The following is a 12969-nucleotide window of genomic DNA, read 5'->3' as shown; positions in this document are numbered from 1 at the left end:
CCTGCCGCAGCTTTTTTAATTAAATTGCCTCGTCAAGCGCACCAGCACCTCGATTATGCCCAGATCGGTAAAAATATTACAGGCCTCTGCCGGCTCAGGCAAAACGTATAGCCTCACTTTGCACTACCTGATGCTGTTGTTTTCCGGCGAGAACAAATACCGTGAAATACTGGCGGTCACCTTCACAAACAAAGCGACCGAAGAGATGAAGACCCGGATTCTCGAAGTGCTTGAGGGGCTGGCGCGGAACCACGACGGACTGGATGATATACGAACTGCACTTCTTGAAGCGCATCCCGCCCACTCGCCAGAAACCCTGCAGCTTGAGGCAGACAAAATTTACCGCAAGATTCTTCACGATTACAGCCGCTTTTCAGTTCGCACGATTGACGGCTTTGTACAACGCGTTATTCGTGGTTTTGCTTTTGAGCTCGGCCTGGACACCGGTTATATGCTCGAAATGAACTATGATAAGGTAAAAGAGCAGCTGGCTGAAAAGTTGGATCAGCAGTTGGATGAGCAGCCGGGGTTACTGCGCTGGATCATCAGCCTGGCCCTCGACCGCATTACCAATAATAAAAGCTGGAACTATCGTACCGAACTTAAAGACCTTGCCGGCGAGATCTTTAAGGAGCGTTATCAGCCATTTGATGCTGCCATGCAGGAGCTGTCTGCACAGGGCGGTCTTGACACGCTCTTTGAAGATTATCAGCAGCTTACGCGGCAGGGTATTGAAGCGTTCGAAGATGAGATCGGCACACTGGCGGCCCGTGCGCATGAAATTTTTTCTGCTGCAGACATTTTCCCCGAATTACTTAAAGGTAAATCCCGGTCGCCCCTGCTTAACCTGCAAAAGATTGCCGCAGGCGAGTTTGAGAAGATAGAGAAGCTGGAAAAACTGATTGATACACCAAATGAATGGTTCAAAGCCGGTCATGAGGAGCCGGTATTCGCCGAGTTAAATGAAGCTATCAAAAAGCTGTTTCAGGCCTACGCAAACGGACTGCCGGACTACCTTGTAGCACGGGCTGTAGACGAAAATCTCTATTTTCTGCGACTGATGCAGGAAATGAGCCAGTTACTGAAAGCGTATCGCGAGGAAAGCGGAAATCTGCTGATCAGCGATGCCCAGCGGCTGTTGGAAGGCATCACCGGAGGGGATCACGGCAACCCGTCCTTTATCTGGGAAAAAACAGGCAGCCGGTACAAGCATTTTCTGTTTGATGAATTTCAGGATACTTCGGTGAGCCAGTGGAGCAGTTTCAGGCCGCTGCTCGCCAACGCGCTCGCTGAGTCGCAGGGCGAACGAACCGAGCACCTTATTGTTGGCGATGTCAAGCAGTCGATTTACCGCTGGCGCAATGGCGACTGGAACATTCTTCACCGGCAGGCGCTTGCAGATATCGGCGCAGGTTACATAGACGAAGAGAACCTGGAAGCAAATTACCGTTCTGCAGAAAACATCATCTTATTTAACAACCATATTTATCAGCATGGCCCGGCGTTGCTGCAGCAAAGGCTGAATGAAATGATTGACGAGGAGGCGGCTGCCGATGTCAGGTCCTGGTGGCGAGCACAGGATTACGACACCATTATCACTTCTGTCTATAGCAGGGCAACCCAGCAAAAACACGCCGGTACCGCGCCCGGAGGAACAGTGCGCTTTCGTGTAATTGATGAAGATGAGAACGGGCAAACGCTGAGAAACGAAGCTTTCCGGCGTTTGGCTATGGACGCTGCAAAACAGGAGATTCGCGATCTGCAGCAAAATCAGGGTTTTCAGGCAGGTGATATCTGCCTGCTGGTACGCAGTAACAGCGAAGCTTTACATGCTGTTCAAAGCCTGATGGAAGATCACATTCCTGTGATTTCTGGCGAAGCCCTGCTTGTTGCATCTAACCTGGCCATCAGACTGCTTGTCAACACCCTCGAAATGCTCGGGGGCGCGGCTAAAAACACACAGCTTTACCGCGCCAATTGCGTAAGCCTTTACGCCATGCTGAACGGAGCTGTTGCACCACCTGAATCTTATTTCAAACTTGGTGTAAAAGATATCGAAAAGCTAACCGGGGTATTGCCTGCATCACTCTGTAAGAATTACCGCCGCTGGCTTAGTCTGCCGCTGCCTGAGCTAATAGAAAAACTGATCGTGGCTTACGGGCTCAACGGCCCCGTGCAGTCGGCACATCTTGCCTATCTGCTTGCATTCAGAGACATGGCCGGCAATTTTGCGCAGCGCGGCGACAAAGGTTTACACGCCTTTCTTGACTGGTGGAAAGAAGAAGGAAGTGATATGGCCCTGCCTGCCAGCCAGCAAAGTGATGCCGTTCAGGTTATCACAATTCACAAATCAAAGGGCCTGGCATTCCGGGCAGTCATTATACCGTTCTGTTCGTGGGATTTGAACGGGATGCCAAACAGCATTTTCTGGGTGCCCAGCCGGGATACCCACTATCAGCATTTGCAGAGCCTTCCTTTAAAATATAAAAAAGCCCTTAGCCGCTCGGGGCTTGCAGCTTCTTATTTTGAAGAACTTTTATACAACAATATGGATGCGCTGAATATGTTGTACGTTGCCACGACGAGGGCCAAGGATTATCTTTCCCTCACCCTAATGGGAAAGAAAAAGGATAGCGCAAGCCTTGCCAACACGAGCGATCTGCTTCAGCAGACGCTGGGCCTGCATCCTGTCTTCACAACAGAGCGGGAAGAAAACGGAAGTTTCGTCCTGGAAGCCTTTCCGCCATCGCGCCAGCCAAAATCCGGTAAAAACCGGCCGCTCATTTTAGACCGCTATCCGGTCTCCGAACGGCTGTCAGGTTTGTTCGATAAGGAGAATATCCGCGCAGACATTTTTATAGGTGCAGAAAGCGGCCGCGAAGGGTCAGTACTTCATGAGGCGCTGTCACGCACAGATGGTGTAAAAAAACCTGAAGAGGTTCTGCAGGAAATGTTGCTGGAAGGCCTTGTGAAAGAAACGGAGTTACCCGGATTTCTTTCACGAGTAGAGGAAGTACTGATGCACCCCGAATTATCGGCCTTGCTTTCACAAGGCTACCAGGTTCTGAATGAGCAAAATATTGTAGCACCCGGCGGGCGTAGCAAACGGCCTGACAAAGTGCTGATCAATGGCCCTGAAGTTATCATTATCGACTACAAGTTTACGCAGGAGGAACAGCACAAACATGTCAGACAGGTTCAGGAATACCGCGATCTGTTGTTAGAGATGGGGTATACGAAGGTAGATGCCTATTTGTTTTATGCGCTTCGCGGCACTTTAAAAATGATCTGACATGAACGCATTCCTTGAAGAAGTTGCCACACACCTTGTATCGGTATACGGCGATAGCCTGAAAGACACGGCTATTGTTTTCAATAACAAACGGCCTGTTGCTTATTTGCAGCACTACCTTTCAAAAGCAATCGGAAAGCCGTTCTGGAGCCCGGCTTTTTTTACCGTTCAGGAATTTTTCGCGCGATCCTCTTCGGCGAAGGTTGCCGACCATTTCAGCCAGTATTTCACTTTGTACCAGGTTTATTCACGGTTGCTGGAGGCTGAAGGCAATACGCCGGTTCGCCCCGAGGCATTTTACAGCGTGGCGCAGACTATTTTGAACGATTTTGCCCAAATAGACAGCGACCTGGCAGACGCAGTCCAGGTTTTTACAGAGCTGGAAGACATAGCCGTGATCCAAAAGCAATTTCAGCACCTCAATGAAGAACAGCAGGCTTTTCTGGAACAATTCTGGCGATCTTTTTCTGCCGGCAAACAACAGGCGCAACAGGAGCACTTTATACGTATGTGGCGCCGGATGCCGACGCTCTACCGTGCCTTCCACCAGGAGCTGGCAGCTAAGGGATTGAGCACGACGGGCAATATTTATCGCGAGCTTGCTGAAAACAGAATGGGTAACCCCGGCTTTGCCGATGGTTTTTCAAAAGTGATCATTATTGGTTTCAACGCCCTTAGCAAAGCGGAAGCAGCGGTTTTTACACGCTGGCAGGGCGAAGGCAGGGCGGTCTTCTACTTTGATACAGATAGCTACTACCTCGATGATACCACCCAGGAAGCCGGTCTTTTTTTACGACGGAATATCAGGCAGCTCCAACTAAAAAATGAACTGCCTGCCGACCGCTCGTTGATCAGATCCGCTCCAAAACGGGTTTCAGTTTACAAGGCGCAGGGTCGTGCTGCTCAGGCAAAAATTCTGCATACCGCACTTGGTCAGGCTTATTCGTCGCTGCAGAACGCCGGTCCGTCCAGGATGGCAGTGATCCTGGCAGATGAAAGCCTGCTGGTTCCCGTGCTGCAAACCGTACCCCAGCAATACCCTGAAGATTTTGGTTATCCGATTCAACTGAACGTAACGATGGGTTACCCCCTGGCGGCCTCCTCTGTCTACGGCTTTGCAGACCTCTGGCTTACCATGCAGGAACACTTGCTGAAAAACGGGCATCGCAGTGTCTATCACAAAGATGCAAGCGCGTTCCTTAGCCATCCGCTGTCGCAGGTTTCGCTGACAGCCCAGCAGGAGATTCAATCAGAAATTCTTAAAAATCAATGGGTAGAGGTGCCGGTCTTTGCGCTTACACGCACCGAAGGTGTCACTGCCCTGTTTTTTGACCGGCCGGCTACGCCACAGCAGGTGCTGCCGCAGTTGTCGGCATTGTTTACGCAGGTTCTTGAACTTCAGTTGTCGGCCGGTACGCTCAAACAGCTTGACGCCGACCTGCTGGCAGGACTGATCAAAGAGCTGAACCGCCTTGAAGACACCTTACGTCAATACCTGCCCCAGGTGAATGAACATCGATTTGTCTTCGGCCTTGTCAGAAAGGCACTGTCGGGTCTTTCGGTTCCGCTGACAGGTGAGCCTTTGCAGGGCATACAGGTTATGGGGCTGCTTGAAAGCAGGAATCTGGATTTCGATGACCTTTATATTATAGGTGCCAACGAAGGCGTTTTGCCTAATGTTGGTGTTGCACACAGTTTCATACCAGACAGCATCAGGCGTGTCTATGGGTTGCCGGTACTGGAAAACCAGGATGCCATCTCTGCCTATATGTTTTACCGGCTGCTTCATCGGTGCAAGTCGCTTCATCTCGTGTATAACGGGCTCTCGGATGAACAAAACACCGGAGAGCCGACCCGGTTTCTTCGACAGCTTGAATACGAAAGCGGCTTCAGCTTTTCCTATTATGAGCAGCAGCAGCCGATTAGTCCAACGCGGCGAATTCCTTTCAAAGTGGAAAAGGCAGGCCAGGTTCGCGAACGTCTTGACCGGTACCTGGATGCATATGGTCCGTTCGCAAAAAAATTATCTGCCACCGCGCTGACGACTTATCTGAACTGCCAGATGCAGTTTTTCTTCCGTTATGTAGCTGATGTAAAAGAACCGGATGAACTGATCGAAAATATGGAGGCAAACCAGATCGGTAGTATTCTTCACCTGGTAATGGAGAATTTCTATAGTCCCATGAAAACATCGGGGCATGATGTAACGGCAGAGCGGATCAAGGAAGGCAGACGCAGACTGGATAAACTGTGTCGCGAAGCCTTTGCAGAGGTCATATTCGGTAAACCTGACGTGCCTGAAGGGTTTTCGGGCATGCAGCAGGTCATACTCGCCATTGTAAAACAGTATGCAAGCGTGATTATTGACCATGACGAACAGATTGCACCCTTCAGCCTGATCGAACTTGAAAATAAAGAGGCTTACGTACTCCCTTATACGATTCATGTTGACGGAAAGCCACGCAAGATTAACCTGTACGGAATCATTGACCGGGTTGACAGGCGAAACGGCATTACCAGGATTGTCGACTACAAAACAGGAAAGGATGAGCTGCGCTATTCAACTATAGAGGAACTTTTTGCCGGCGACACCAAAAAGCCAAACAAGGCCATGGTTCAGACGCTGTTCTATACCTATATATATGAACAGGTGAAGGGCCTGCGCGCCGTAGAACCAAACCTGTACGTTGTTCGCAAAATGAAAGATGAAGGGACGCTCTTCAGCGAAGGAACGGCACGCAGCCGCCTGCTACTCGAAGCCGATCAGCTTCAACGTATCAAAGAAGGGTTTGAACAGCAGCTTCATTCTAAACTTACGGAAGTTTTTGACCCGTCTGTTCCTTTTTTGCAAACAACAGTCGAAGAAAACTGCGTTTACTGCCCTTACTTAACTATTTGCGGAAAGTAAGTGTTGTAAAATAATCGGGAAGTTCCCGGCTTTGGAACGTTATACCGTGAATTTCATGGCTCCCGGATAAGGCTTTCTAAACCGGAACAATTTTATTACCGTATGCCGCTTTGCTGAATCAAAACACAGTCTTCTTTTTAAGATACATTAATTATATTTGCCGTCTGTAAATCAAAAACGTACAATGAGAGAGATACAATTCAGAGAGGCGCTTCGCGAAGCCATGAGTGAAGAAATGCGCAAAGATGATCGCATTTTTTTGATGGGTGAAGAAGTAGCCCAATACAACGGTGCTTATAAAGTGAGCCAGGGAATGCTGGATGAGTTTGGCGACAAACGTGTAATCGATACCCCGATCGCTGAGTTGGGATTTGCCGGCATCGGCATCGGTGCGGCCATGAACGGGCTGATTCCAATTGTTGAGTTCATGACTTTCAACTTCTCTCTCGTTGCGATTGACCAGATCATTAACGGTGCTGCTAAAATGCTTTCTATGAGCGGTGGTCAGTTTCCGATCCCTGCGGTATTCCGCGGTCCGACCGGAAACGCCGGACAGCTTGCTGCACAGCACTCCCAAAACTTTGAGAACTGGTATGCCAATACCCCGGGGCTAAAAGTAGTTGTTCCTTCCACACCATATGATGCAAAAGGATTATTGAAGCAATCAATCATTGATCCTGATCCTGTAATCTTTATGGAGTCTGAGATCATGTACGGTGATAAAGGCGAAGTTCCTGAAGGCGAATACTATCTTCCTATCGGAAAGGCACACGTTGTTAAAGAAGGATCAGATGTAACCATCGTTACTTTTGGCAAGATGCTCAGCAGGGTTGTTAACCCGGCCGCTGAAGAGCTGGCTAAAGAAGGCATCAATGCAGAAATCATTGACTTGCGTACCGTTCGCCCGATCGACTATGCTACGGTTATCAATTCAGTTAAAAAGACCAACAGGCTGGTTGTTGTTGAAGAAGCCTGGCCGCTGGCATCAATCTCTTCTGAGATCGCTTTCAATGTTCAAAAGAATGCTTTCGATTATCTTGATGCACCTGTAACACGTATTACCTGTGCGGATGTGCCGCTCCCGTATGCGCCAACGCTTATCGCAGCAAGTCTGCCAAATGTAGCACGTACGGTTAAGGCTGTGAAAGAGGTTATGTACGTCGCTAAATAGAAACCTCCCAAAAACACACAAATAAAACCTGATCCCGCAAGTTAACTTGCGGGATTTTTTTATGCAGGTCCTTAAGATTGATTACGGGAAAGAAAACCATCCACTGCAGCAATCGCATTGGCAAGTCGCGTTTCAATCCCGCCCACAACTACGTAATCGGCATTCAGCGCCTGAAGTTCCTCATGCCAGACACGCATAAAGTGTTCACGTTTGTGCGGAAAGTCGCGCAGCGGATCGTCGGCCCATGGCAGATCGATATCAAGCAGCAGGTAAAAATCATAATGCCGTTCCTTCAAACCCTTTAACACCACAGCAGGGCTCTCGCCAAGAATCTCATCACTCCAGATCTTGACGGTCAGAAAGGTTGTGTCGCAAAACAGCAGTTCCTGTTCTGTGACAGCCAGAAAAGACTCTTCAAGCGCAACCTGACCATGATACATATTGATCTCATCCTGCATGGTACAGGGAGCTGTCAGTGCTGCACAATAATACCGGGCGTATTCGGGCACCCAGAGCGTACCATAATGTTTTGCCAGCTGCTGTGTGATGGTAGATTTGCCGGTGCTTTCAGGGCCGACAACAGCTATCTTTTTAATTGATTTGTTCACGTTGCTCCAGATAGATCTTTTTCCACGCTATGTAACCCCGCGCAGCAATATAAATGTATAGTCCGTACATCATTGCTGTCGGGTAAAGTCCCTTTGAAATATAGAGGCCAATATAGATCAGATCAACAAAGATCCAGATCAGCCAGTTTTGCATTGCCCGGCGGGCCAGAAAAATTTGCGCAACCAGACTTACAGCTGTACAAAAGCTATCCAGAAAGGGAAAAGAAGCGTCGGTATGCTGATAGAGTAAAGTGCCAAGGGCAAACGTGAAAACAAGCGTGGCACCCGCGCAGAACAGCCACTCCTCTTTACCCATACTGGTTACGGGCTGTTCTCTATGATTGCCCTGACGCCTGCTCCAGTAATACCAGCCATATACGTTCATAAAGAAAAAATAGACCTGCAGGCCCATGTCTGCATATAACCTCGCTTCGAGGAATATAAAGATGTAAATGATCACGCTGACAATGGCAACCGGCCAGTTCCAGATGATGTTGCGGGCAGCAAGCCAGACACACAAAATGCCGGTAAATACGCCCGCCCATTCCAGAGCGCCTGTTTCGAAAAAAAAATTATGAAAAGCTTCTGAGAGGCTGATTGCCGGTACAGGGAAGTGCATGCTCAAAAGTAATAAATAAAGCAAAAAAAATCCGGCATGGAAGGGCTTCCAGTACCGGATAATAAACCAAACAAACTATTTATGAAGAAAATCCTCTTTGCAACGCTGTTGCTGAGGAAGCTTTTAATCTATTTGACAGGAAGTGAACTGAAACTGACTGAAGCCTTAATGCTGATGTCTTGCTTCACGCTACTTCGAAGTACGTATTCCATCCGGATCCGCAGGTTACTTCCCTTGATGTATTCATCTATAAAACGGGATTTGTCTACGTCAAGTACAAGTGGCGAGCCAATATTTTCCGAAATATCGTTTCGTGACGCTATCATGACTTCGTGCCCGGTCCGGTTAGAAATATAGAGCTTAATCGATTTAAATGCGCCAAGGTTCTGGTCTGCCGGATTTACTGCAGTAATTCGGGCAGATTCCGCCCTGACGTCTCTTACGTAGTTATTGCCGTCCTTATTTCCAAAGACCTCATCAAAACTGCTTGCCGAACTGATGGCAGAATTCGTTTGTCCCGGGGTAGCCGAGCCGGGAATTACAATTGTTGAGGTATACGGAAAACTTGATTTAATAAAAGACTGTACTGTTGCGCATCCCGAAATCAGAATGACAAGTACAAGGCCGATTGTACTGAATTTGTTGAAGGTGTTCATAAAAATGGAATCATTTGTGTGTGTCTGTTTTTGCGGCTCATTGCCGGCAATGGCAGGGCGTTATTATTGCGGCTTAAAGTTACGACAGATATATGCCTAACGTACAAATTGCCCGAATTATTAGCTACGCCTTATTTTTATTTATTATTTGTGCCGGCTATATTTATCTTAGGTTGTCTGCATGTAACCCGATTGGATTGATGCAGACCTGCTAACATGCTTCTTATGAAAACAAAAAAGATTCTACCGACTGCATTTTGCTTCTTCGTCCTCATGTCCCTCGGCTTTTCATACCGGCAGCAGGGCGCTGTGCAGGGAAAGGTTAATCCGCCGCAGGGCGCAAATGCCGCTCTGGCCATCATAGGGTCAGATACCCTGCGTGGCACAATTACGTCAGGAAATTTCCGCTTTGGCAGGATGAAGGCCGGGGTGTACCAGGTGCTGATCCGTGCCAACTCGCCTTATCGCGATACGACGATCCGCAATGTGGCCGTAACAGATACCAACGTTACTGATCTTGGTGTAATTCGTCTTCCGCAGTAGGTAAAATCGATCAGGTTTGCTATCCGGCATTATTTGAAAAAATTAAGCCGAGGTGTTTGCAAAAAGCGTATCTTTGCATCCCGACAGAAGTCGGAGCTTTTCTTTCCTTTAGGTAGGCTATCTGGCTGTCTGTCAAGTCTTATTCCAGTTTTATAAAGATAAATTGACTTTTTAGCATTATGCCAAAAGACACCTCCATCAAATCTGTACTCATTATCGGTTCTGGCCCTATTATTATCGGACAGGCATGTGAGTTTGATTACTCCGGATCCCAAGCTGCATTGTCTCTCAAAGAAGAGGGCATTGAAGTATCCATTATCAACTCGAATCCGGCAACGATCATGACCGATAAGGTAATTGCAGATCACATTTACCTGCGGCCGCTTACCGTCGAATCGATTGAGCAGATTCTCATTGAACAGAAAATAGACGCGGTGCTTCCAACCATGGGAGGACAAACGGCTTTGAATCTTTGTAAAGAAGCTGAAGAACGTGGTGTCTGGGAAAAACATGGTGTAAAGGTTATTGGTGTGGACGTAGCTGCAATTGAAAAAACGGAAAACCGTGAAGCTTTCCGCCAGCTGATGGTCGATATCGGTGTCGGTGTGGCTACATCAAAGATTGCTAACTCATTTCTTGAAGGTAAGGAAGCAGCCCAAACGATCGGTTACCCGCTTGTAATCCGTCCGTCTTATACGCTTGGCGGTTCAGGCGGTGGATTTGTTCACCGGAAAGAAGAGTTTGATGCAGCGCTGAAACGTGGTCTTGAAGCATCGCCTACGCACGAGGTGCTGGTTGAGCAAGCGGTTCTGGGCTGGAAAGAATATGAGCTTGAGCTGCTTCGCGACAGCAACGATAATGTGATTATTATCTGTTCGATCGAGAACTTCGACCCGATGGGTATCCATACAGGAGATTCGATAACGGTAGCGCCGGCTATGACCCTGTCTGACCGTTGCTACCAGGATATGCGTAACCAGGCTATCCGCATGATGCGCGCTATAGGTAACTTCGCCGGCGGCTGTAACGTGCAGTTCTCTGTAAATCCTGCTAACGATGAGATCATAGCCATTGAGATTAACCCGCGGGTTTCCCGTTCATCGGCGCTTGCGAGTAAAGCAACCGGTTATCCGATTGCTAAGATTGCGGCGAAACTGGCCATCGGGTATAACCTGGACGAAATTGAAAACCAGATTACCAAGACAACATCCGCGTATTTTGAGCCGACGCTCGATTATGTGATCGTAAAGGTTCCCCGTTGGAACTTTGATAAATTTAAAGGAGCAAACAAAGAACTTGGCTTGCAGATGAAATCGGTTGGCGAGGTTATGGCTATTGGACGTAACTTTATCGAAGCGCTGCAGAAAGCTTGTCAAAGCCTTGAAATTAACCGGGCCGGTCTTGGAGCCGACGGCCGCCAGATCCGTAACCTTGATGAGATTATGGAAGGCCTTGAACATCCGTCATGGAACCGCCTGTTCCTGATCAAAGATGCGATGTCTCTTGGCGTGCCGATCGAATCTATCCGTAAGGTTACCCGTATTGATAAATGGTTCCTTAACCAGATTCACGAGCTTGTTGTTCTGGAAACAGAACTAAAGCGGTACTCGCTCAATAACATTCCTGCAGATTTCTTCATGACCCTGAAGCAAAAAGGCTTCTCTGATGTGCAGATTTCATGGCTGCTTGGCAATGTGTCTGAAGACGATGTTTACAACCGCAGAAAGGAACTGGGTATAAACCGTGTTTATAAGATGGTTGATACCTGTGCTGCAGAGTTTCCTGCGCAAACCCCTTATTATTATTCAACCTTCGAAGAAGAGAATGAATCGCAGGTGTCTGATCGCAAGAAAATCGTTGTATTGGGCTCAGGTCCGAACCGTATTGGTCAGGGCATCGAGTTTGATTACTCCTGCGTTCACGGACTGCTTGCAGCAAAAGAATCCGGCTTTGAAGCCATTATGATCAACTGTAACCCCGAAACGGTATCTACAGACTTCAACATGGCTGACAAACTATATTTCGAGCCTGTATTCTGGGAGCATGTTCGGGAGATCATCGATCTGGAAAAACCAGAGGGTGTAATTGTGCAGCTGGGTGGTCAGACAGCCTTAAAAATGGCAGAAAAACTGAAAGATAATGGCATCCGCATTATTGGTACGTCATTCGACGACATGGATATAGCGGAAGACCGTGGCCGTTTCTCTGACCTGCTTAAAGAGCTGGATATTCCTTATCCGCGCTATGGTGTTGCTGAAAATGCAGAAGAAGCTCTTGAAGTAGCAAACCAGGTTGGATATCCGGTGCTTGTCCGTCCAAGCTACGTACTGGGTGGCCAGGGAATGAGTATTGTAATTAACGACGAAGACCTTGAGAAAGCTGTGGTAAAACTGCTTGGTGACCTGCCGGGCAACCGCGTGCTCATCGACCACTTCCTTGACCGCGCTGAAGAGGCTGAGTCTGATTCAATCTGTGACGGCGAAGACGTACATATTGTAGGTATGATGGAGCATATTGAGCCGGCCGGGATACACTCTGGCGACTCAAGCGCTGTGCTGCCCCCTTTTGCGCTGTCTCAGAACGTTCAGGATCAGATGGAGGCTTATTCTGTCAAACTCGCAAAAGCCTTAAATATCCGCGGACTGCTGAATATTCAGTTTGCAGTAAAAGACGAGAAGGTGTACGTTATCGAAGCCAATCCGCGCGCTTCACGTACCGTTCCTTTTATTGCGAAGGCTTACGATGTTCCTTACATCAATATCGCTGCGAAAATTATGCTAGGCGTGAATAAACTTAAAGACTTTACTATTGAACGTAAGCTTGAAGGATTTGCCATCAAAGAGCCGGTTTTCTCTTATGAGAAGTTCCCGGAAGTTGCAAAGGAACTCGGACCGGAAATGAAGTCGACCGGTGAGGCCATCCGGTTCATCAAAGATCTTGAAGATCCTTATTTCAGACATCTGTATAAAGAGAAGTCGATGTACCTCAGTAAATAATACATAAGCCCCGCAAGGGGCTTTTTTATTGCCCTGTACACACGTGTATGGGAGTGTAACGCGAACTGTGTCAGTTCTAAATTAACGCCTCTCAGAAGCCTCTGTTCTCCTGAAGAATTCTGTCACCAAATTTAATGTATAATTGCGAGAATGCCAGTCCCCAGTTATGGATTGGC

8 protein-coding genes are annotated in these 12969 nt (G+C 48.0%); 5 read left to right on the top strand and 3 right to left on the bottom strand.

Going from position 1 to position 12969, the window contains the following annotated elements:
* Positions 1-55: 55 nt before the first annotated feature.
* From EJV45_RS07645 to EJV45_RS07635, 3 genes are all read left to right on the top strand, one after another.
* Positions 56-3292 (top strand): exodeoxyribonuclease V subunit beta, encoded by a 3237-nt coding sequence (locus tag EJV45_RS07645; protein WP_129715085.1) that lies wholly within the window; start codon positions 56-58, stop codon positions 3290-3292.
* Between the two features lies 1 nt (position 3293).
* Positions 3294-6200, top strand: coding sequence for a PD-(D/E)XK nuclease family protein (locus EJV45_RS07640; RefSeq protein WP_129715084.1), 2907 nt, complete (start codon positions 3294-3296; stop codon positions 6198-6200).
* Positions 6201-6357: 157 nt separating this feature from the next.
* Positions 6358-7371 (top strand): pyruvate dehydrogenase complex E1 component subunit beta, encoded by a 1014-nt coding sequence (locus tag EJV45_RS07635; RefSeq protein WP_255466179.1) that lies wholly within the window; start codon positions 6358-6360, stop codon positions 7369-7371.
* A gap of 71 nt (positions 7372-7442) precedes the next feature.
* Here EJV45_RS07635 and EJV45_RS07630 read toward each other — a convergent pair whose 3' ends face one another.
* From EJV45_RS07630 to EJV45_RS07620, 3 genes are all read right to left on the bottom strand, one after another.
* Positions 7443-7979, bottom strand: coding sequence for an AAA family ATPase (locus tag EJV45_RS07630; protein WP_129715082.1), 537 nt, complete (start codon positions 7977-7979; stop codon positions 7443-7445).
* The gene (pnuC, locus tag EJV45_RS07625; protein ID WP_129715081.1) at positions 7963-8598 is read right to left on the bottom strand and encodes a nicotinamide riboside transporter PnuC; all 636 of its coding nucleotides are present in this window, start codon (positions 8596-8598) and stop codon (positions 7963-7965) included. The genes EJV45_RS07630 and pnuC overlap by 17 nt, the downstream gene beginning before the upstream one ends.
* A gap of 128 nt (positions 8599-8726) precedes the next feature.
* Positions 8727-9254, bottom strand: a complete 528-nt coding sequence (locus EJV45_RS07620; protein ID WP_129715080.1) for a hypothetical protein — start codon at positions 9252-9254, stop codon at positions 8727-8729.
* 225 nt (positions 9255-9479) lie between these two features.
* On the opposite strand from EJV45_RS07620, the gene EJV45_RS07615 reads away from it, so the two are divergent.
* Entirely contained in the window at positions 9480-9797 is a 318-nt protein-coding gene (locus EJV45_RS07615) for a carboxypeptidase-like regulatory domain-containing protein (RefSeq protein ID WP_129715079.1), read from the top strand.
* Between the two features lie 179 nt (positions 9798-9976).
* Complete coding sequence (gene carB, locus EJV45_RS07610) at positions 9977-12793, top strand: carbamoyl-phosphate synthase large subunit (protein ID WP_129715078.1); 2817 nt, start codon at positions 9977-9979, stop codon at positions 12791-12793.
* Positions 12794-12969: the final 176 nt, after the last annotated feature.

Origin of the sequence: Pedobacter sp. SYP-B3415, from assembly GCF_004138205.1 — a bacterium.
Lineage (GTDB): Bacteria > Bacteroidota > Bacteroidia > Sphingobacteriales > Sphingobacteriaceae > Pedobacter.
Note: the sequence above shows the minus strand (reverse complement) of the source record. Positions and strands in the feature narration are given on the sequence as shown.